Source organism: Novosphingobium mangrovisedimenti (assembly GCF_025153475.1).
Classification (GTDB): domain Bacteria; phylum Pseudomonadota; class Alphaproteobacteria; order Sphingomonadales; family Sphingomonadaceae; genus Novosphingobium; species Novosphingobium mangrovi_A.
This window is the reverse complement of record NZ_JANZXA010000013.1, coordinates 75,555-96,567: the sequence shown is the minus strand read 5'-3', so window position 1 is coordinate 96,567 and position 21,013 is coordinate 75,555. Positions and strand designations below refer to the sequence as shown.

Annotated in this window: 22 protein-coding genes; 12 read left to right on the top strand and 10 right to left on the bottom strand. The window is 64.5% G+C overall.

Annotated features, from left to right (window positions below):
* Positions 1-125: 125 nt before the first annotated feature.
* Positions 126-740 (bottom strand): glutathione S-transferase family protein, encoded by a 615-nt coding sequence (locus NZK81_RS17395; protein ID WP_260047345.1) that lies wholly within the window; start codon positions 738-740, stop codon positions 126-128.
* A gap of 25 nt (positions 741-765) precedes the next feature.
* Complete coding sequence (locus NZK81_RS17390) at positions 766-1,767, bottom strand: NAD(P)H-quinone oxidoreductase (RefSeq protein WP_260047344.1); 1,002 nt, start codon at positions 1,765-1,767, stop codon at positions 766-768.
* An 88-nt stretch (positions 1,768-1,855) separates the two neighbouring features.
* Here NZK81_RS17390 and NZK81_RS17385 point away from each other — a divergent pair, with 88 nt between their 5' ends.
* From NZK81_RS17385 to NZK81_RS17370, 4 genes are all read left to right on the top strand, one after another.
* A complete protein-coding gene (locus NZK81_RS17385; RefSeq protein ID WP_260047343.1) occupies positions 1,856-2,089 on the top strand; it encodes a DUF1192 family protein in 234 nt (77 codons plus the stop codon).
* A 148-nt stretch (positions 2,090-2,237) separates the two neighbouring features.
* The gene (gene clpA, locus NZK81_RS17380; RefSeq protein ID WP_260047342.1) at positions 2,238-4,613 is read left to right on the top strand and encodes an ATP-dependent Clp protease ATP-binding subunit ClpA; all 2,376 of its coding nucleotides are present in this window, start codon (positions 2,238-2,240) and stop codon (positions 4,611-4,613) included.
* A 371-nt stretch (positions 4,614-4,984) separates the two neighbouring features.
* Entirely contained in the window at positions 4,985-5,401 is a 417-nt protein-coding gene (locus NZK81_RS17375) for a group II truncated hemoglobin (protein ID WP_260047341.1), read from the top strand.
* Between the two features lie 66 nt (positions 5,402-5,467).
* Positions 5,468-6,733, top strand: a complete 1,266-nt coding sequence (locus NZK81_RS17370) for a SulP family inorganic anion transporter (RefSeq protein ID WP_260047340.1) — start codon at positions 5,468-5,470, stop codon at positions 6,731-6,733.
* A gap of 9 nt (positions 6,734-6,742) precedes the next feature.
* Here NZK81_RS17370 and NZK81_RS17365 read toward each other — a convergent pair whose 3' ends face one another.
* The 6 genes from NZK81_RS17365 to NZK81_RS17340 all read right to left on the bottom strand — a co-directional run bounded on the left by NZK81_RS17365 (position 6,743) and on the right by NZK81_RS17340 (position 11,490).
* Entirely contained in the window at positions 6,743-7,024 is a 282-nt protein-coding gene (locus tag NZK81_RS17365) for a DUF167 domain-containing protein (RefSeq protein ID WP_260047339.1), read from the bottom strand.
* A complete protein-coding gene (locus NZK81_RS17360; RefSeq protein ID WP_260047338.1) occupies positions 7,024-7,584 on the bottom strand; it encodes a gamma carbonic anhydrase family protein in 561 nt (186 codons plus the stop codon). Before NZK81_RS17360 ends, NZK81_RS17365 begins: the two co-directional genes overlap by 1 nt.
* Positions 7,585-7,633: 49 nt before the next feature.
* Positions 7,634-8,176 (bottom strand): GNAT family N-acetyltransferase, encoded by a 543-nt coding sequence (locus tag NZK81_RS17355; RefSeq protein WP_260047337.1) that lies wholly within the window; start codon positions 8,174-8,176, stop codon positions 7,634-7,636.
* Positions 8,169-8,753, bottom strand: a complete 585-nt coding sequence (locus tag NZK81_RS17350; protein ID WP_260047336.1) for a GNAT family N-acetyltransferase — start codon at positions 8,751-8,753, stop codon at positions 8,169-8,171. Before NZK81_RS17350 ends, NZK81_RS17355 begins: the two co-directional genes overlap by 8 nt.
* Complete coding sequence (hemB, locus tag NZK81_RS17345) at positions 8,746-9,741, bottom strand: porphobilinogen synthase (RefSeq protein ID WP_260047335.1); 996 nt, start codon at positions 9,739-9,741, stop codon at positions 8,746-8,748. The genes NZK81_RS17350 and hemB overlap by 8 nt, the downstream gene beginning before the upstream one ends.
* 111 nt (positions 9,742-9,852) lie before the next feature.
* Positions 9,853-11,490 (bottom strand): M23 family metallopeptidase, encoded by a 1,638-nt coding sequence (locus tag NZK81_RS17340; RefSeq protein ID WP_260047334.1) that lies wholly within the window; start codon positions 11,488-11,490, stop codon positions 9,853-9,855.
* A 204-nt stretch (positions 11,491-11,694) separates the two neighbouring features.
* Between NZK81_RS17340 and NZK81_RS17335 the strand changes: the two genes are divergently transcribed.
* The 5 genes from NZK81_RS17335 (at position 11,695) to NZK81_RS17315 (ending at position 16,198) form a co-directional block, all read left to right on the top strand.
* Entirely contained in the window at positions 11,695-14,238 is a 2,544-nt protein-coding gene (locus NZK81_RS17335) for a helicase-related protein (protein ID WP_419181708.1), read from the top strand.
* Positions 14,238-14,531 (top strand): RNA-binding S4 domain-containing protein, encoded by a 294-nt coding sequence (locus NZK81_RS17330; RefSeq protein WP_260047332.1) that lies wholly within the window; start codon positions 14,238-14,240, stop codon positions 14,529-14,531. The genes NZK81_RS17335 and NZK81_RS17330 overlap by 1 nt, the downstream gene beginning before the upstream one ends.
* Positions 14,532-14,549: 18 nt before the next feature.
* Complete coding sequence (gene fdxA, locus NZK81_RS17325) at positions 14,550-14,888, top strand: ferredoxin FdxA (protein ID WP_260047331.1); 339 nt, start codon at positions 14,550-14,552, stop codon at positions 14,886-14,888.
* A gap of 355 nt (positions 14,889-15,243) precedes the next feature.
* Positions 15,244-15,777, top strand: a complete 534-nt coding sequence (locus tag NZK81_RS17320) for a CarD family transcriptional regulator (protein WP_260047330.1) — start codon at positions 15,244-15,246, stop codon at positions 15,775-15,777.
* Positions 15,778-15,883: 106 nt separating this feature from the next.
* Positions 15,884-16,198, top strand: coding sequence for a hypothetical protein (locus NZK81_RS17315; protein ID WP_260047329.1), 315 nt, complete (start codon positions 15,884-15,886; stop codon positions 16,196-16,198).
* Positions 16,199-16,204: 6 nt separating this feature from the next.
* On the opposite strand, the gene NZK81_RS17310 is transcribed toward NZK81_RS17315, so the two are convergent.
* Positions 16,205-17,152 carry an L-threonylcarbamoyladenylate synthase gene (locus tag NZK81_RS17310; protein WP_260047328.1) on the bottom strand — a complete coding sequence of 316 codons (948 nt, stop codon included), beginning with the start codon at positions 17,150-17,152 and terminating at the stop codon, positions 16,205-16,207.
* Positions 17,153-17,201: 49 nt separating this feature from the next.
* Between NZK81_RS17310 and NZK81_RS17305 the strand changes: the two genes are divergently transcribed.
* Positions 17,202-18,041, top strand: a complete 840-nt coding sequence (locus NZK81_RS17305; protein WP_260047327.1) for an ATP-binding protein — start codon at positions 17,202-17,204, stop codon at positions 18,039-18,041.
* A gap of 7 nt (positions 18,042-18,048) precedes the next feature.
* Here the strand turns inward: NZK81_RS17305 and NZK81_RS17300 are convergent, their stop codons facing one another.
* Positions 18,049-19,533 (bottom strand): PQQ-dependent sugar dehydrogenase, encoded by a 1,485-nt coding sequence (locus NZK81_RS17300; protein WP_260047407.1) that lies wholly within the window; start codon positions 19,531-19,533, stop codon positions 18,049-18,051.
* A gap of 61 nt (positions 19,534-19,594) precedes the next feature.
* Between NZK81_RS17300 and NZK81_RS17295 the strand changes: the two genes are divergently transcribed.
* Positions 19,595-20,089 (top strand): GAF domain-containing protein, encoded by a 495-nt coding sequence (locus tag NZK81_RS17295; RefSeq protein WP_260047326.1) that lies wholly within the window; start codon positions 19,595-19,597, stop codon positions 20,087-20,089.
* A gap of 170 nt (positions 20,090-20,259) precedes the next feature.
* Positions 20,260-20,988 (top strand): glycine zipper 2TM domain-containing protein, encoded by a 729-nt coding sequence (locus NZK81_RS21630; protein ID WP_311202110.1) that lies wholly within the window; start codon positions 20,260-20,262, stop codon positions 20,986-20,988.
* Positions 20,989-21,013: the final 25 nt, after the last annotated feature.

Sequence of the window (21,013 nt, the reverse complement as noted above, 5' to 3'; positions counted from 1 at the left end):
GGCGGAAACAATAAGGGCCGCCCCTTCGCGGAGCGGCCGTTCGCGCCCGATTTAGGCAAAGTTTGGGGATTCGGCAAGTAAAAGCCTTGAATTATGCTGAGCGCCCGCCCGACGCCCGACCCGCCTCAGCTCATGCGGACATAGCCGGGAAGGCCGGAAACCCGGATCAGCCACCGGCAGATCGCCGGATAATCCTGCAACCGGAACCCGCCCGCCTCGCATACGTGGGTATAGGCATAGAGCGCGATGTCGGCGAGCGTCACGCTATCCCCGACGAACCAGTCGCGCCCGGCAAGATGCTCGTCCATCACCGCGAGCGCATCTTCGCCCCCTGCCCGCTTGGCCATGATCTGGCTTTCCTGGAACGGGCTGAGGTTGGCTTCGCCCACGAACTGCAGCCAGAACCGCAGCGTCGCGATGTTGGGTTCGTGGTTGTACTGCTCGAAGAACATCCAGCGCAGCATGTCGGCACGGTCGAACGCCTCGCCGGGAATCAGCGGCGATCCCTCCGCCAGATACCAGCAGGCCGCGTTGCTTTCGGGGAGGAACCTGTCGCCGATCTGCAGCACGGGAATCCGCCCGTTGGCATTAACGTCCCGCAGGAATTCGGGCGTGCGCGTCTCGCCCTGCATGATGTCGTACTGCTTGCATGCCAGCGGCTTGCCAAGCAGGGCCGCGGTCAGGCGGATCTTGTAGCAGTTGCCGCTGCGCGGGTCTTCGTGAAGAGTCAGGTCGTCCATACGCGCATTCTTTGCACGCGCGTGCTCAGGCCTCCAGCACGATCTTGCCGATGTGTTCGCCCGCCTCCATCCGGACATGCGCGGACGCGGCCTCGGCCAGCGGGAAACGCCGGTCCATGATGGGGCGCAGCGCGCCGGCTTCGACCAGCGGCCAGACGTTCGCGAGGATCTCCTGCGCGAGTAGCGCCTTGAAGCCGTCCGAGCGCGGTCGCAGCGTGGAGCCGGTGAGCGTGTAGCGCCGGCTCATCACCACGGCCATGTTGATCTCGGCCCTGGCGCCCCCCTGCACGGCGATGGTGACATGGCGCCCATCCATCGCCAGACACTTGAGATTGCGCGCGACATAGCTTCCCGCCACCATGTCCAGCACGAGGTCCACGCCCTTGCCATCGGTGAGTTTCGCCACTTCCTCGACGAAATCGGTGGCCTTGTAGTCGACCGCGTGGGTCGCGCCGATTTCCAGCGCCTGTGCGCACTTTTCGGGCGAACCGCAGGTCACGATCACGTTCAGGCCGAAATGCCGGCCCAGCATGATCGCCATGGTGCCGATGCCGCTGGTTCCGCCGTGGACGAGCAGCGTCTCGCCTTCCCGGGCATAGCCGCGTTCGAAAACGTTGTGCCACACGGTGAAGAGCGTCTCGGGCAAGGCTGCGGCCTCGTCGAGCGGCAGGCTATCGGGCACGGGTAGGCAGTGCCCGGCTTTCGCAAGGCAGTACTGCGCATAGCCGCCGCCCGAAACCAGCGCGCAGACGGCCTGACCGACGGCCAGATCGCCCACCCCTTCGCCGAGCGCCGCGATCGTTCCCGAAACTTCCAGACCGGGAATCGGCGAGGCGCCCGGTGGCGGGGGATATTTTCCCTGACGCTGGACCACATCGGGACGATTCACCCCGGCAAAGGCAACCCGGATCAGCACCTCCCCCCGACCGGGCTTCGGGACCGGAAGCGTAACGCCTTGAAGTACCTGGGGTTCGCCGGGTGTCTCGAACCCGACTGCGGTCATGGTCTCGGGAAGATTAGCTAACATGTCGCGCCTGTTGCCACAGGGAACTACCTGAGGGGAACTACTTTCGGCCCATTGACAGCGACAATTTACAGTCCGATGCTGCACTGCAATGGACGACGACGATCGACCGCGGCGGCGGTCGCCCGAGAGTGATCCCACACGGGATGGTCTTGGTGCCGCCAGCCTTCTCGCCAGCGAAAGCCTGGAGCGCTATTCTCTGGATGAACTCGACGCACGCGTAGCGCTGCTCGAAGACGAAATCGTCCGTATCAAGGAACATCGCAAGAAGTCCGCCGCGCACATGGCAGCGGCAGACGCCCTGTTCAGGCCAAGGTCAACGTGATTCGGGCAAGGTTCGCCTTGCTGCCTCCGGGGCTTGCCACGCAGGCATCTCGCAAGTGCCCCGGACGTACCTATATCAATCGTAAAGCATACTCGCCCACAACCTCCCTCAAGGAGAGTCCTCCCTCCCAATGAAAGTGTCCTGACTAATGCCAAGTTTCGCCCAAAGCCTAGAAAAGACCCTGCATTCGGCTCTGTCTCACGCGTCCGAGCGCAGCCACGAATACGCGACGCTCGAGCACTTGCTGCTCGCGCTGATCGACGATCCGGACGCAGCGCAGGTCATGCAGGCATGCGGCGTGGATCTCGGCGACCTTGGCGATGTCGTGCGCCAGTATCTCGATCAGGAATACCAGTCGCTCAAGACCGAGGAAAAGGGCGATCCCGCCCCGACCGCCGGCTTCCAGCGCGTGATCCAGCGCGCCATCCTGCACGTGCAGTCCTCGGGCAAGGACACCGTCACCGGCGCCAACGTGCTGGTCGCGCTGTTCTCCGAACGCGATTCCTACGCGGTCTATTTCCTGCAGCAGCAGGACATGAGCCGTCTGGATGCGGTGAGCTACATCAGCCACGGCATCGGCAAGGGCGGCAAGCGCATCGAGGACCGCAATCCCAAGGGCAGCGAGGAACAGACCCCGACCCCGGACGACAAGACCGAGTCCAAGTCCGCGAGCAAGAAGGACTCCGCGCTCGACCAGTTCTGCGTCAACCTCAATGAGAAGGCGCTTCTGGGCAAGGTCGACCCACTGATCGGCCGCGGCCCCGAAGTGGACCGCACGATCCAGATCCTGTGCCGCCGCTCCAAGAACAACCCGCTCTACGTGGGCGATCCGGGCGTGGGCAAGACCGCCATCGCCGAGGGCCTCGCGCGCAAGATCGTCGAGGGCGAAGTGCCCGAGGTGCTCTCCGAAGCGGTGATCTACTCGCTCGACATGGGCTCGCTGCTGGCGGGCACGCGCTATCGCGGCGATTTCGAGGAACGCCTCAAGCAGGTCGTCTCCGAACTGGAGAAGATGCCGCACGCGATCCTGTTCATCGACGAGATCCACACCGTGATCGGCGCCGGCGCGACCAGCGGCGGGGCGATGGACGCCTCGAACCTGCTCAAGCCAGCGCTGTCGGGCGGCACGATCCGCTGCATCGGCTCGACCACCTACAAGGAATTCCGCAATCACTTCGAAAAGGACCGCGCGCTGCTGCGCCGGTTCCAGAAGATCGACGTGAACGAGCCTTCGGTGGAAGACACGATCAAGATCCTCAAGGGCCTGCGTTCGGCCTTCGAGGAGCACCACGGCGTGCGCTACACCCCCGATGCGATCAAGACCGCGGTCGAGCTTTCGGCCCGCTACATCAACGACCGCAAGCTGCCCGACAAGGCAATCGACGTGATCGATGAAGTCGGCGCCATGCAGATGCTGGTACCGCCCAGCCGCCGCAAGAAGACGATCAGCGCGCGCGAGATCGAGCAGGTGATCGCGACGATGGCCCGCATCCCGCCCAAGTCGGTCAGCAAGGACGACAAGAAGGCACTTGAGAACCTCGAGCGTGACCTGAAGCGCTTAGTCTTCGGCCAGGACAAGGCGATCGAGGTGCTTTCGACCGCGATGAAGCTGAGCCGCGCAGGGCTTCGCGATCCTGACAAGCCGATCGGCTCGTTCCTGTTCTCGGGCCCGACCGGCGTCGGCAAGACCGAAGTCGCCAAGCAGCTTGCTTCGATCATGGGCATTCCGATGCAGCGCTTCGACATGTCCGAATACATGGAGCGCCATTCGGTCAGCCGCCTGATCGGTGCGCCTCCGGGCTATGTCGGGTTCGATCAGGGCGGGTTGCTCACCGATGCCATCGACCAGCAGCCGCACTGCGTCCTGCTGCTCGACGAGATCGAAAAGGCCCACCCGGACCTGTTCAACATCCTCCTGCAGGTGATGGACAACGGCAAGCTGACCGATCACCACGGCAAGACCGTCGATTTCCGCAACGTGGTCCTGATCATGACCACCAATGCGGGCGCTTCGGACATGGCCAAGAGCGGCATCGGCTTCGGCGATGTGTCGAAGGCCGACGCGGGCGAGGAAGCGGTGAAGCAGCTCTTCACCCCCGAGTTCCGCAACCGCCTCGATGCCATCGTGCCCTTCGCCTATCTCGGCAAGGACACGATCAGCCGGGTGGTGGACAAGTTCATCCTCCAGCTGGAGCTGCAGCTGGCCGACCAGAACGTCCACATCCAGTTCGACTCCGACGCCCGCGAATGGCTGGGCCATCGCGGCTACGACCGCCTCTTCGGCGCGCGCCCGATGGGCCGCGTGATCCAGGAGAAGGTCAAGCAGCCGCTTGCCGAGGAACTGCTCTTCGGCAAGCTGGCCCTTGGCGGCGAGGTCCACGTCTCGGTCAAGGACGACGCGCTCAGCTTCGAGCTGACGCCTGCCCCGCCGAAGGTGAGCAAGGCCAAGAAGCGCAAGGCGCCGGCTCGCAAGCCGGCGGCGAAGAAGAACGGCACCCTGCCCGAGGAAAACACCGACGACTGAAGCCTGGGCCGATCGAACGGAAAAAGGGAGGGCGGGAACTCACGGGGTTCCCGCCCTCTTTTTGCGCCTGCCGCGCATGGCCCGCTTTCCTACATGCCCGTCGGCCGTCACACTGCGCGCGGCATCCGTCTGCCCTGCTCCTTGAACCGTTCATCCAGGCCCCGGTCGCGCCTGCATCGGGTGTGAAATTCCGGGCGCCGCAAGTCCTTGCTTCACCACGAATTTAGCAGACTCGTCATGGCGCGAGTGGGTGAAGTTCCAAATTCACGCCAACCGAACCGGGGACCGTTTGACCCCGATCAAGGTTCCACGTGAAACGCTTGCGCTAGGAAGGCAGCATAAGCCCCCTTGTTACCCGGAGAGATCAGCCCGTGACCGTCGAAATCGAAGCCAAGCCCGCCGCCGAAACGCCCAACACGCCCTTCTACCGTCTGGGCGGCGCACCGGTGTTCGAGGCAATCTGCAATCGCTTCTACGACCTCATGGAACAGGACCCGGCCTATGCCGAACTGCGCGCCATCCATGCCGAGGACCTGACCCCGATGCGCGAATCGCTGCCGAAGTTCCTGGCCGGATGGGCCGGCGGCCCGCGCGACTGGTTCGAAGCCAATCCGGGCCGCTGCATGATGAGCATCCACAAGCCCTTCACCATCAGCAAGGCACTGGGCGCGCAATGGGCCGAAGCCATGCAACGCGCCATCGCGGACGTCGATCCCCAGCCAGCAGACATGGCCAAGGCGATGGGCGACGTGCTCGCCGATCTGGCAAACGGCATGGGAAAATCATGACACAAAGTCATGACACAAGGTGGATCGCGCTTGCATAAAATGCATGCGGGCGCGTAATCTGACTCCATGAAGCCCAAATTGCTGACGACTCTGCCGACCTATACGGGACGGCTGTTCGCTGCCGACCTCTTCGCCGGCATCACGGTTGCCATGGTGGCGATTCCGCTGAGCATCGCCATCGCCATCGCCTCTGGCGCCGACCCGGCGGCGGGTCTGTTCACCGCCATCGTCGCCGGATTCGTGATCTCGCTCCTCGGCGGCAGCCGGGTGCAGATCGGCGGGCCGACCGGCGCGTTCATCGTCGTGGTCTATGGCGTCATCGCCCAGCACGGCTACGACGGGCTGGTTCTCGCCACGCTGATGGCTGGCATGATCCTGCTGATCGCCGGGCTGCTGCGCGTGGGCAACCTGATCACCTTCGTGCCCGAAGCCGTCGTCAACGGCTTCACCATCGGCATCGCCGTGATCATCGCCAGCGGCCAGCTCAAGGACTTCTTCGGGCTGCAGGCGGAACACGTGCCGGCCGAGTTCATCGGCAAGATCCAGGCCCTGTGGGCCGCGCGCGGCACGATCGACTGGGCCACCACGGCGGCCGGCGCATCGACGCTGGCGCTGCTCGTCATCATGCGCCGTCTGTTTCCCCGCATCCCGGGACCGATCTTCGTGCTGGGCGGCGTATCGCTGGTCCTGGCGCTGACGCACCAGTCGGTCGACACGATCTTTTCCCGCTACGGCGAACTGCCGAACCACCTGCCGGTTCCCGCCCTGCCCCACATCACGCTCGCCCGCGTCACCGAGCTGCTGCCGTCGGCCATGGTGATCGCCTTCCTTGCCGCCATCGAATCCCTGCTTTCGGCCATGGTCGCCGACAGGATGCTCGAAGGCGCCAAGCACCGCCCCAACGCCGAAGTCCTGGCACAGGGCTGGGCCAGCATCGCGTCCTCGCTGTTCGGCGGCTTGCCAGCGACCGGCGCGATCGCACGCACTGCCACCAACGTGCGCGCCGGCGGACGCACGCCGATCGCCGGTATAGTTCATGCGGCAACGATCCTGATCGTGCTGATGGTCGCCGCCCCGCTCGCCGGATATCTGGCCATGCCCGCGCTGGCCGCGCTGCTCATCATCACGGCCTGGAACATGAGCGAACCGCACAAGTGGCCGCACTACTGGTCGGCCCCGCTGGAGGACCGCGCACTGCTGCTGCTCACTCTCGTGCTAACCGTACTGGCAGACCTGACGGTTGCGATCGGCGTCGGCGTGGCGCTGGGCCTTGCACTCCGGTTGCGCGACAGCAAGCTCAAGGCGCCCGAATGGGAAACCCCGGAGCGCTGACCGCAGCGCCTAGACGTCCACCCTGAACTGCTTCTCGCGCGAAGTTGCGCCGCGCAACAGCTCCAGCCGCGAAGGCGCAAGGTCGAGTGCGCTGGCGAGCAGAGCCCTTACGGCGTCATTGGCCTTGCCATCCTGCGGCTTGGCACGGACCTTGGCAACGAGCCTGCCCTCGGCGATTTCCAGCGCCTCGATTCTGGCTCCGGGCGTCACCCGCACAGCCAGCCGCCCCTCGCCATCGACCAGCGCGCGGACGGCATCGGCGTCGGGCAACGTCGCTTTCGGTCGCGCCATCAGTCTTTCAGACCAAGCGCCTCGGCGTGCATGCGGCCATTGATGACATAGCCCTTCACACCGGCCTGGTTACCCTCGACAGCGGCCTCGTCGAGATCGCGCAGGTACTTGGCTGGACGGCCCATCCAGAGCTGACGGGCACCGATGCGCTTGCCGGTCAGCATGGCACCGGCCGCCAGCATGCCGTCGGATTCGATGTAGCTGCCGTCCATGACGATCGCGCCGAGACCAACGAAAGCACGGTCTTCCAGCGTACAACCATGGACCATCGCCATGTGCCCGATCAGCACGTCATCGCCGATGATCGTCGGGAAACCGTCCGGGTTGCTCGGCTTGGGGCTGTCGCAATGGACGACGGTGCCATCCTGGATATTGGTGCGCGCGCCGATGACGATGCGGTGCACGTCCGCCCGGATCACACAATTGTACCAAACGCTGGCATCGGGCCCGATCTCGACATTGCCGATGATACGGCAGCCCGGCGCGATAAAGGCGCTGGAATGGATGCGCGGCGCCTTGCCGTTGATGGCGGCCAGGGTGATGTCGGTACGCTCGGTCATAAGTCCTCTCAGGCTCGAGTACGGATCTCCATGCGCCAGGGACAGCCCCTCAGGCAAGCCGCGTGAGCCGATAGGTGACATGCGGCCGCAAGGGATCGTCCTCGGCCAGCGCGGGATGATCGAAATCCAGACGGGGCAAGTGCTGCATCCCGATGCGATCCATCACCGCGCGGCTCCCCCGGTTGGCGGCAGCCGTGACTGCCCAGACGGCATCGTCATCGAGATGGCCGAAAGCCCAGTCGACACAGGCCCGTGCCGCCTCGGTCGCATAGCCATGGCCCCAGCAGTCGGAGGCCAGACGCCACCCCATCTCCACTTTGTCCAGAATAGGGTCGATCCGACCCCGCACAATACCGCACTTCCCGATCAAGCGATGGTCTTCGCGCCGTTCAACCACCCAGAAAGTGTGGCCCCACTGCGCCTCATAGCCGCATTCACGGTCCACCAACGCACGCGTTCGTTCCAGATCCAGCACGGGACCAAGTGTCGCCATGACCACGGGGTCTGCGCAAATGCGGGAAAAAGGCGCAACATCCTCCCCGCGCCAGGAGCGCAAGACCAGACGCTCGGTTACCAGCCGGAATTCAGGCACGATCTGGTGAACACCTTCGCAGCCAAATGTCGCGTTCGATCGAGTAGACAATGGTATCCCGAAGCGGCAGCTCGAAGCGGCTGTCGGGATAGTCGAGATCCTCGCGCCGAGCCATGCCCAGCCGTTTCATCAAGCCCCAACTCGCCGTATTGCCGATCACCGTGATGGCGTAGATGGTCCGCGCACCGAAGCGCTCGAAACCGGCCGTAAGCGATGCGGTGGCCGCTTCCTTCGCATAGCCCTTACCCCAGGCATCCTCCCGCAGGCGCCAGCCGATCTCGAATTCGCCGGCGATCGTCGAATTCGGCGCATCGACGCGCTTTAGGCCGCAGAACCCCAGTATCTCGCCGTCCTGTTTACGCTCGACGATCCAGAACGTGTGCCCGTATTCGACCTGGAAGGCCATCAACCGGCTCTCCAGCATGTCGATCTTCGCCGTGTCGAGAAGGCCGCCGAGCCAGCGCATGACGGCCGGCGTATTGGTGCCTTCCACAAAGCGGTCGATATCGCCGGGCGCCCAGTCACGCAGGACGAGCCGCTCGGTTTCGAGACGGAAAGGTTTCTTCAGCTCACCCATTCAGCAGGCGCGCGGCATGGGCCGCATGGTACGTCAGCACGCCCGAGCATCCCGCGCGCTTGAAAGCCAGCAGGGTTTCGAGAACCAGCGCGTCGCGATCGCCCGCACCTGCGGCAACCGCAGCCTCGATCATCGCGTATTCGCCGGACACCTGATAGGCGAAGACGGGAACTTCGAAGGTCTCCTTCACGCGGCGCACGATGTCGAGATAGGGCAGGCCGGGCTTGACCATCACGCTGTCCGCACCTTCGGCCAGATCCAGCTCCACCTCGCGCAGCGCTTCCTCGGTGTTGGCCGGGTCCATCTGGTAGGTCTTCTTGTCGCCCTTTAGCAACCCGCGCGATCCGACCGCGTCACGGAACGGGCCGTAGAAGGCCGAGGCATACTTGGCGGCATAGCTCATGATCTGGACATTGATGTGCCCATCATCCTCCAGCGCGTCGCGGATCGCGCCGATGCGACCGTCCATCATGTCGGACGGGGCAATGATGTCGGCACCGGCCGCTGCCTGGTTGAGCGACTGCCCGACGAGGACCTCCACCGTCTGATCATTGAGAACGTAGCCGGCATCGTCGATCAGCCCGTCCTGCCCGTGGCTGGTGTAAGGATCGAGCGCGACGTCCGTGAGCAGGCCGACCGAATCGCCCAGCGCATCGCGGATCGCGCGGATTGCGCGGCACATCAGGTTATCGGGATTGAGGGCTTCCTTACCGTCGTCGCTGCGGCGTTCGGGCTGGGTATGCGGAAACAGAGCAAGGCATGGAATGCCAAGGTCCACCGCCTCCTTCGCGCGCACCACGATCTGGTCCACCGACCAGCGCGAGACGCCCGGGAGCGAGGCGATCGGCTGTTCGACGCCCTCCCCTTCGGTCACGAACAGCGGCCAGATCAGATCGGCAGGCGTGAGGATCGTTTCGCGGTGCATGGCACGGCTCCAGGCCGTGGCGCGCACGCGGCGCAGGCGGGTATGGGGATAGCTTCCGGACATGGGCGCGTGATTGCCGGAAAAGCCGGTAGGTTTCAATTGCAAGTAACGCGCGTGCCCTTGTTCCGGGACTTACCGGGTGCGCATGCACCAATCGACCGAAACCGCCGCGGACTATCCGATCTTCTTCGGGGCGAGCCGGTCGATCTCCCGCTCGGCCTCCGCCTGTTCGCTTGCCACCGGCGCTATAGACCCCAAGGCCGCGCCCGGTTCAACCGTCAGCAGCGAGGTAAGGCGAGCCTTGAAGGCATCGCGATCCTTGCCGGCAATCTGCGGGCGAGCGAAAACCTGGATGTTCGCGGGATTGATCGTATGGCCGCCACGATAGGCCTCGAAATGCAGGTGCGGGCCGGTCGAAAGGCCGGTCGAGCCGACGTAGCCGATCACCTGCCCCGCGCGCACATGCGCGCCGGACGAAACGGCGATGCGGCTCATGTGCCCGTATCCCGTGCCAAGACCCCCGGCGTGCTGGAGGCGAACATAGTTGCCGTGGCCACCATGGCGCCCGGCGTATGTCACCGTGCCATCCGCCACTGCGTAGATCGGAGAACCGTAGCGCGCTCCGAAATCGATACCGGCATGCATACGCGTGTAACCGAGGATCGGATGGCGACGCATGCCATAGCGCGAGGTTATGCGGCCAGCGACCGGCTGACCGATCGGGACCGCCCGCGGTTTGTCGATCGAGGAGACCGAGAACATGTCGCCACTGTCGCCCCAGCGCAGCAATTGCAGACGCGGTTTGCCGTCGCGCTCGATACCGGCATAGAGCAGGTCGCCGACCTGCCGTTCGCCCCTGGCCGAGCGCTTGTATGCCACGATCATGTCGTACTCGTCGGACGCGCCGAGATCATGATCGAGCCTGACATACTTGTCGACCGCGCGCAGGTAGGCCTGGATCGCGGCGACCGGCGCACCGGCATTGCGTGCCGAGCGGTAGAGACTGGACCCGATGGTGCCACGGATGCGCAGCGGGGTCTCGTCGACGGCGATGGGATGGCGAACAACGGCGAGATTGCCGCCGTCATCGCGTTCTATCGAAAGATCGAGATCGAAGCGGGCGCGGAAATCGATGGAATCGAGCGCACGTGGTGCGTTCGATGCGGGTCGCTGGCCCAGGGTGATGTCGAACTGTGTTCCCGATGCAATTTCATCCATCGGAACGGCACTCTCGACCAGATCGGACACGCGGGAGATGTCGCTTCCACCGAGCCCGGCCCGCTTGAGCATGCGCGTGAAACTGTCGCCCTGACCCAGCGTCGAAACCAGCTGGATAGTCGGCCGTTCGGGCACTTTGGCCAGAGGGCGTACCAGCGGGCTGGCGCCCATGTGGCGGCCGCTGTCCGCGCCAAGTGCCAGCGGGGCGATCGTCTGGCTCCGGAACTCATCGCGTTCGCGGCTTTCAGCCGGCACGGCCGTGGCAGCTTCGACTACGGAGAAATCGGGCCACATGGCCACAGCCACCGCACTCAGCCCTACCAGCGTTGCAAGGCCACGCAGCCATTTGCGGCTGCCGATGTCATTGGCAAGGTCGGGCGCCAGATCGACATGGTGACACCAAGCCTCGAGCTTGCGGCAGCGATTGGCAAAACGCTCGGCAAGGCCCGGGCTTGCCGGAGCCTCGGATTCGTCGTGCACGGGCCGCAACCACGGAGCGCCGGGTTCTTCCAGCGCCTGCGCATGGGTGAGGACTGCGGCATTGGCCGCATTCTCGCCGATGTCTTCGCAGTCTTGATCCAGCGCCTTGAACAAAACGCCCCGTTCCCCGTCTCTAAGCGACGTTGCAACCCGTCAATCAAACCCCTGAGACCAAGAGCTTAGGCCCTGACCTCGCGCAAAACCCTTAGGCACTCAAGGTTAATCCCCCCCTAAGACTGTGGATTTCAGGGGTTGTTTTCGGTGAGTCGACACTTGCGAGCGGCGGACGGCAATGCCACATTTGCAAGCGTAATGGTTATGGCGCCGCATGTTTCGTCGCGACACGATGCCCCTGGCGGGGTGAAGGCGGTGCTCGGGCCGACGAATACCGGCAAGACGCACCTCGCCATCGAACGCCTCTGCGCGCATTCCAGCGGCATGATCGGCTTTCCGCTGCGATTGCTGGCCCGCGAAGTCTACGATCGCGTCTGCCACATCAAGGGCGAGAAGAACGTCGCCCTGATCACCGGCGAGGAGCGTATCGACCCCCCGAACGCGCGCTACCTGCTGTGCACGGCGGAGGCCATGCCCATCATGGACCGTTCGATGGCCTTCGTCGCCATCGACGAAGCGCAACTGGCCGCGGATCGCGAGCGCGGCCATGTTTTCACCGACCGCCTGCTCCACGCACGCGGCCGGGAGGAAACGATGATCCTCGGGTCCTCGACGCTCGAACCCATGGTCAAGGCCCTGGTGCCGGCGGTCGAGATCGTCACACGGCCGCGCTTTTCCACGCTGACCCACGCCGGGGCCAAGAAGATCAGCCGCGTTCCCCCGCGCAGTGCCATCGTCGCCTTCTCGGCCGAGCAGGTCTACGCCATCGCCGAGATGCTGCGGCGGTTTCGCGGCGGCGCGGCCGTCGTCATGGGCGCACTCAGCCCGCAGACGCGCAACGCGCAGGTCGCGCTCTACCAGTCGGGCGAGGTCGACTACCTCGTCGCCACCGACGCGATCGGGATGGGGCTCAACCTCGACGTTGAGCATGTCGCCTTTGCCGGGCTTTCGAAATTCGACGGGCAGCGGCAGCGCCGCCTGACCACGGCGGAAATGGCGCAGATCGCCGGACGCGCGGGACGACACCAGAAAGACGGGACCTTCGGCACGCTCAGCGGATCGGGGGCGCACGATTCCGAGTTCGAGCCGGAAGAAATCTATGCGATCGAGGAACATCGCTTCCCCCCGCTGACGAAACTGTTCTGGCGCGAGCCGGAACCGCGTTTCGACAGCATCGAGACGCTCATCAACGCGCTTGAGTCTCCTCCCCTGCGCCCGGAACTGGCTCCCGCCCCCAAGGCCATCGACCTGTCAGTGCTCAAGCGCCTTGCCGAAGACCCTGCGGTGGCCGGTACCGTACGCGGCTCCGCACAGGTAGAGCGCTTCTGGGAGGTGTGCCGCCTGCCCGATTTCCGCCAGCAGGGCGTAGAGACCCATTCACGCTTCGTCGCCCGGCTGTGGCAGGATCTGCGCACGGGTGAACTGGGGGCCGACTTCGTGGCCGCGCAGATCGCCCAGCTCGACCGTACCGGCGGCGACATTCACACGCTGCAGGGCCGCATCGCCGCCATCCGTTCGTGGGCCTACATCGCGCAGCGGCCGGACTGGGTGCTCGCCCGCGACGAAATGGCCGCCCGCGCCCGGGCAGTAGAGGCTCGACTTTCCGATGCACTTCACGGCAAGCTCACCGAACGCTTCATCAATCGCAGGACCGCCGTACTTATGAAGAAACTTGGACCCGATTCCGGACTGCTTTCGGTTCGGCTCGAGGACGAGGAAGTCCTGGTCGAGGGCGAGCACATCGGCAGCTTGCGCGGCTTCGCCTTCAAGGTCGATCCCGGCGCACGGCTGTCGGATCGCAAGCTCTTGCTGTCCGCGGCGGAAAAGCACCTGGCCTCGCTGCTCGAAACCCGGGCAGACGCGCTGGCAGACGCGATCCATGCCGGTTCGGCCGAGATCTCGCTGGATGCCGGCACCCTCATGTGGGACGCAGAGCCTATTGCGACGCTTTCCGAGGGACGCTCGATCCTTGCGCCGGTTCTGGTGCCGGAGCGCACGCTCGACGCCATTCCCGGCCCTTCGCGCAAGGCGCTCGTCGCAGCGCTGGAAACCTGGCTTGAACAGGCACTCGAACCGCTCTCCCCCCTTGCCAAGCTGGACGAAGCCAGCCGCGCCGAGGATGCCGGGCCGGACCTGCGCGCCCTGCTCATCACGCTCGTCGAACATGGCGGCATGACGTCACGCGAACAATCCGGGGTAGACCGGCTCGACAAGCAGCGTCGCACGATGCTGGCGCGGCTCGGCGTGCGGGTCGGCACGCTCGACGTGTTCGTGCCCGCCATGCTGCGCCCCCGCCCGATGGATCTGTGGCGCCAGCTTGCACGGATCGCCGGCAAGAAAACGGCTTCCAGCGCACCTGAAACCGATATGCCGCCCGCATTGCCGGCAACGCAGCACGGCCACGTGCCCGGCTACCGCAACCTGGGCAAGCAACTGGTGCGGCTCGACATGGCCGAAAAGCTGCTTCGCGAGGCACACGAGGCGCGCGGTACAGGCAAGGCCCGCGACTTCAAGCTCGATCCTGCACGTGCAGTATCGATGGGACTGACGACATCGAGCTATTCGCGCCTGCTGCGTCTCGGAGGCTTCCAGCCGATCATGCCGCGACCGCTGGCCGAGGGTGCCCATGGCCCGCCCGCCCCGGTGCGCTGGCGCTGGCGCCCGCCGCGCCGCCAGACGCAGCAGGAACGGCCCGCCGCGGTCCGCAAGGACAGCGCCTTCGCCGCACTGGCCGACATGGTGCGGTAATGCGGGTGGACAAGCTGCTGTGGTACCTGCGGCTGGCCAAGACCCGCCCCGTCGCCCAGGCGATGGCTGAAGAAGGCCACATGCGGCTCAACGGGCGCCGGATCGACCGGGCCCACCAGAAAATCACCACCGGTGACGTGCTGACAGTACCTTTCGGGGCGAGCGTGCGCGTGATCGAGGTCCTTGCCCTGCCCTCCCGGCGCGGACCGGCAGTGGAAGCGCAAGCCTGTTACAGAGTGCTTGACGGCAGGCCGGTTGATCTCATAGCAGCAGCCAATCGTAATGATGCCTGAGAGAAGGAATTCGCAGCAATGACCTATGTCGTCACCGACGCATGCATCCGGTGCAAGTACATGGATTGCGTCGAAGTCTGCCCCGTGGACTGCTTCTACGAAGGCGAGAACATGCTCGTGATCAACCCGAGCGAGTGCATCGATTGCGGCGTGTGCGAACCGGAATGTCCGGCCGAAGCGATCCTGCCCGATACCGAAAACGGCCTCGAGCAGTGGCTGGAACTCAACGCCAAGTACTCGGCCGAATGGCCCAACCTTACCTCCAAGAAGGATTCGCCGGCCGATGCCGACGACTTCAAGGATCAGGAAGGCAAGTTCGAAAAGTACTTCTCGCCCGAGCCCGGCGAAGGCGACTGATCCGGCATACGGGGCGGCAACGGCCGCTCCGCGGTTCGGTTCCAGGGCGCAAATCGGTCGCTTGACGACCGCTATCGAAGGCCGAAATGTCTCGTTTCGGCATGCCGTGAGGGGAGCGGAACGGAAACGTTCGCTCACCTCTGGTAATTTTGTCACATCGGTGCTATATAATCCTTCAACTGCCCGAGCCTTCTGCTCGTTTGGCAGGCGTTTTCATTGCGAGGCAAGGTTCGAAAGCAGACGGTTGGGAGAGTAATCTGACCGGGTGGCGGAGGCGTCTTGTGCCTCCTTGTCGCACCGCCTGGACATCTCTCGGCACGTGACTGGCAGAACCTTGCAGGTGAAAGGACGATACATGGCAACCAAGGCCGATGCCTTCGATGTTGGAGATTATGTCGTTTACCCGAAGCACGGTGTAGGCCGTGTTATCGAGTTGCAGAAGCAGGAAATTGCCGGGATGCAGCTCGAACTGTATGTTCTGCGTTTCGAAAAGGAGCGTATGACGCTCCGTGTTCCGGTCAACAAGGTAGAATCGATCGGCATGCGCAAGCTGTCTTCGGACAAGACCCTGCGCGAAGCACTCGATACCCTCAAGGGCAAGCCCAAGGTCAAGCGCACCATGTGGTCGCGCCGCGCCCAGGAATATGAAGCCAAGATCAACTCGGGCGACCTCGTGTCGATCGCCGAAGTGACGCGCGACCTGTTCCGGGCGGATGACCAGCCGGAGCAGAGCTACTCCGAACGGCAGATCTTCGAGGCGGCTTCGTCGCGTCTGGCCCGCGAACTCGCGGCCATGGAAAAGACCGACGAACCGGCAGCGCTCCAGAAGATCCTCGCGATCCTCAACGAGCACGCACCCAAGTACTACGAAACCGCCGAAAGCGCCTGAATAGGCGATTTCGCAAGCCAAGAAGGCCGCTTCCGCAAGGAGGCGGCCTTCTTCGTATGGACGATCGTTCATTGCCACATCGGCCCGATCATGAGATCAACGGCGCATGATCTCGATCCGCCTTTTCCCCGCCCTGGCGCTCGGCCTGTTCCCGCTCCTCTCCGGCTGCATCGGCACTGCCACCAAGGTCGTCACCGCCCCGGTGCGCGTCACCGGCAAGGCCGTCGACCTGGCGACGACAAGCCAGTCCGAAGCCGACGAGAAACGCGGGCGCGAGATACGCGAGCGTGAAGAGAAGCTCGCGAAGCTGGACCGTCGCTACCAGAAACACTTGCGCGAATGCGACGAAGGCGACGACGAGGCCTGCCTGAAGGCACGCAACGACTACGCCGACATGCAGCATTACCAGACGAGCTACTGAGTCCCGTCAGGCCGCGGCCCTGCGCAAACGGTCGTTGATGGCGGCTCCGATGCCTTCCCCGGGAATCGGCGCAACGGCGATACGGGGTTGCGGCGCTGCGGCCGCGTGGTGCAGCAGTGCATAGAGCCGTGCGGCCGCTTCAGCCAGATCGCCCGTGTCCGATAACGTGACATCGCCTGCCACATCGCCGAAGCCGATGTGGAACTCGTCCGCCTCTGCCTTCCGGGCGTTCAGGCGTACCGGCTTTCCCGGAGCATAGTGGCTTGCAAGCTGGCCCGGTGCCTCGACCGCCTGTGACGTCACTGCTTCACTCGGCGTGCCCAGTACCGCCGCGATCCGCGCTTCGGAGATCGGACCGGGCCGGAGAACCTGCCAACGCCCATCCCCGCGCAAGGCCACGATCGTCGATTCGAGACCCGCTTCGCACGCGCCGCCGTCGACGACCGCGTCGATGCGGTCGCCCAGTGAAGACTGCACATGCGCCGCCGTCGTCGGGCTCACGCCACCACTGCGATTGGCGGACGGCGCCGCCAGCGGCAGGCCGGCCCCGGCAATGACCGCGCGCATGACGGGGTGTGCCGGACAACGCAGCGCAACAGTCGGAAGACCCGCCGTGACGGCATCGGCAATCGGCGCCCCCTCGCGCAGCGGCAGGACCATGGTCAGGGCACCCGGCCAGAATGTTTCGGCAAGCTTCACCGCCCGATCATCGAATTCGGCAAGCCACCGCGCCGAGGCAAGGTCCGCCACGTGAACAATCAGCGGGTTGAAGCTGGGACGGCCCTTGGCCCGGTAGATCCCAGCCACCGACGCATCGCGGTCGGCACGGGCGGCGAGGCCATAGACGGTCTCGGTCGGCACGGCCACCAGCCCGCCCTCACGCAAGATACGCGCGGCCTCGGCAATTCCTTCCGCGCCGGCAGGCAGAATGACGGGTCGGCTGGCGTGTTCCATGACCCGCCGCTATAGCCGCGCGCGACGAATGCCAAGGAAAAGCGCGCGAATGACCTCTCCCCAGCACGATCACGGTGTCCTCCTCTCCCGCATTGCCGACGCGCTGGAGCGTCTTGCGCCGCCATCGGGCCCGGTCTGCGACTGGCTGGCGCATCCTGCCTATGTCTGGACCGGCAGCTCGGCGCGTGCTGTCGAACACCTCGATGCCCCGGCGCTGGACCTGCTGCGCGGAATCGACGCCCAGAAGGAACGCGTCGTCACCAATGTCGAACGCCTCGCTGCCGGCCACGCCGCGCACGACATGCTGCTCTGGGGCTCGCGCGGCATGGGTAAGTCGGCGGTATTGCGGGCTGCGATCCGGGCGGCGCAGGACGCCCATCCGGGTGGGATCGCCCTTGTTCAGGTCGCGCAGGAAGCGCTTTCAGGTGTTACCGCACTGTTCGCGACACTCGGCAGGATCGACCGCCGCTTCCTCGTCTTCATCGACGACCTGGGATTCGAGGAAAACGATGGCGCAGGTCCGCGCCTGCTGCGGTCCTGGCTCGAAGGCGGCGTAGAAGCGCGACCGGCCAACGTACGCCTTGCCGTTACCTCAAACCGGCGGGCCATCGTTGCGCGCTCGATGTCCGAACAGGACGATCCGATCAATCCGCGCGACGTGGTCGACGACCGTCTGGCCCTTGCTGACCGCTTCGGACTCTCCATCGGCTTCCACAATTGCGATCAGGACGCCTACCTCTCGATCATCGGCGGTTACGCGCAGGAATTCGGCCTGGAATGGGAATCCGGCGACGCGCTGGAATGGTCGCGCCGTCGGGGCGCCCGCTCGGGGCGTGTCGCGTGGCAATACGTCAACGAACTGGCCGGGCGCGCAGGCAAGGCCATCTAGCACCCGTTCAGGGCAGCAACTTGTCCTTCTCGGCGCGAAAACCCGCTTCGAGTTCTTCGCTGGCGCCCGGAAGGGTCGGGTCCTTGATTTCCTCGAGCGGCTTCAGGTGCTCGGTCTCGACCGGCTTGACCTGCGGCGAAGGGTCAGCCCCCGGCTTCATGACCCGCCAGATGATGCCGGCAGTATCATCGCTGACCAGAAGCGCGCCGGTCTTGTCCCAGGCTACCCAGGTCGGACGGCCATGCGTCTTGCCCCCGTCCATCAGGAACCCTGTGAGGACCGGTTGTGGCTTCACGTCCTTGGGATTGCCATTGGCGTCGAAGGGCACGAACACCACGTCGTAACCGACCGGCGGACGGCGGTTCCACGAACCGTGGCGGGCGATGAAGGCACCATTGTCGAAGGCCTTGCCCATGCGGTTTCCACCCTTGTTGAAAACCATCCCGAGCACAGCGGTATGCGCACCCATCGCGTATTCGGGCTTGCGCGTATATTCGATCATGTACGTCTGCATCGGCCATTCGACACGGTCATCGAAAGTCGTCTTCCAGTAGACCCAGGGCCAGCCGTACTGCGCACCCACCGGCACGTTCGTGAAGTAGTCGGGCACGAGGTCCGGACCGAGCATGTCACGCTCCTGCACCGTCGCCCAGAGTTCGCCCGTCGAAGGGTTCCAGTCCATGCCGTTGGGATTGCGCATGCCGGCCGCGAACTGACGGCGCTTGCCGGTGTCGGTATCGATCTCCCAGATCGCGGCGCGCCCGGCTTCTTCCTCCATGCCGTTGTCGGCGATGTTGGTGGCCGAACCGACCGCGACATAGAGATGCTTGCCATCCTCGCTCAGCAGCAGATTGCGCATCCAGTGATTGCCGCCGGGCCAGAGGTCCATCAGCTTCTTTGCCGGCGCTTCGAGCATGGTCTGGCCCGGTTCGAACGGGAATTCGAGAATGGCATCGTGATTGGCAATGTAGAGCTTGCCGTTGCCGTAAGCCATGCCCGATGGCGAGTGCATGTCGGCCGTGCGGAAATCGACTTTCTGCTCAGCCTTCCCGTCACCATCGGCGTCGCGCAGCAACACGATCTTGTCCGGAGAGGGTTCGCCCGCGCCGACCTTGTCCATGGCCCAGCGCATCACCATGCCCGTGATACCCTCTGGCTTGTTGCCGGCAGGCGCATTGGTCTCGGCTACGAGAACATCGCCATTGGGCAACGTGAGCATGGTGCGCGGATGATCGAGCCCTTCGGCGAAGCGATTCACCGCCAGGCCATCCGCACCCTTGGGCGCCTCACCCTCGGCCCAGCCGACCGGCTTGACCAGCCTGACGCTCGGAATGGTCTGCGGATCGGGCTCTACCAGTTCCGGATCCTTGCCCGCCGTGGCATCGCTCGGCAGGTCGGAGGTGTTCGAATACTGGGCCCAGGCAATGACCCCGATCACGATCAGGATAATGGTGAGCAGAGCCAGGGCGGCCTTGATGAGGATCGAGCGCATGGCCACGAGATAGGCCCATGCAGCCTATGCGACAACCGGGAGTTGCGCTAACGCGCTGCCCATGTACGACTTTGCCCCCCAGCACGATCTCGACAAGCCCGAACTCTACAGCGCGCTGGCGCGCGCGGCGAATGCCCTGGTGGAAGGCGAGCCCGATCCGGTCGCCAACATGGCGAACATCGCGGCGGCAATCTGGCAGTTCGTGCCGGACCTCAACTGGGCAGGATTCTACCGGGTGCTTCCCGGCCCGAACGGTGACGAGCTGGTGCTCGGGCCCTTCATCGGCAAGCCGGCGTGCATTCGCATTCCCATCGGCACCGGCGTATGCGGGACGGCCGCAGCGCTGGGATCGACGCAAGTCGTGCCGGATGTCCATGCCTTTCCCGGCCACATCGCCTGCGATGCCGAGAGCCGGGCCGAACTGGTCGTACCAGTGATGAGCGGCAACCGGGTGATCGCCGTGATCGATCTCGACAGCCCCACCCCAGGACGTTTCGACGAGGAGGATGCCTCGGGCATGCGGCTCGTTGCGCAAGTGGCCTCGCTCTCCATCTGACACCCGGTCTGTCCGGACACGCCTTCGTCGCATACGGACCAAAATTGCTCCGATTCGGGACACGGAGTGAACGACATGGGCGAAACGCTTGGTCTTGCGCGGATCATGATGCTAAATTTCGCGTTAACTTACCGGACTAACCATCCGGCTTTCGCGAAAGGGTACCCCCGATGCGTCTTCGTTTCTCCGCGGCAGCTGCAGCGCTTGCTCTCATCGCCAGCCCGACCCTTGCCCAGTCCGAACCACCCCGGGATGAACCGCCGCTACCCGATACGGGGGCGCCAAGGCTGGACTATCACGACCAATACGGTGAGTACGATCCCGTTGCAGTGCGAGAAGCCTGGCTTGCGGATTGTCGGCATCGTCTGTCTGCGCGCGATTCCGGCAACGGTGGAGCGCTGATCGGCGGCGTGATCGGAGGCGTTGCCGGCAATCGCATCGCCGGAAGACATCACCGGATGATGGGAACGATTGCCGGTGCTGCAGCGGGCGCAATGGCCGGTGCAGCAATCGACAAGGCCGAAGACGCAAGACGCAACCGCGACGAATGCGAAGCCTACCTCGATGCCTATTATGCCAACTATGCGCACGGGAACGCGTATCCCGGGTACGGCAGCGGCTATAGCTACGGTTACGGCTATCCCTATCCCCACGGCTATTATCCGGCCTACGGCTATCAAGCGCAGGGTTGCTGCATGGCCCGGCCGGTGATGGCCGTTCCCATGATGATGGTGCCCGTCATGCAGCCCGAACCGCAGTGCAAGGAAACCGTCGAATACGTCTACGAGGACGTGCCTGTCCGCCCCGTTCCCAGGAAGCGCTACATTCCCAAGCGGACCAAGATCGTGCCCGACAAGCGCGTGAAAATCGTTCCGGACAAGCGAACAAACACGAAATGAGGCAAGCCGGAGAGCGACGCTCTCC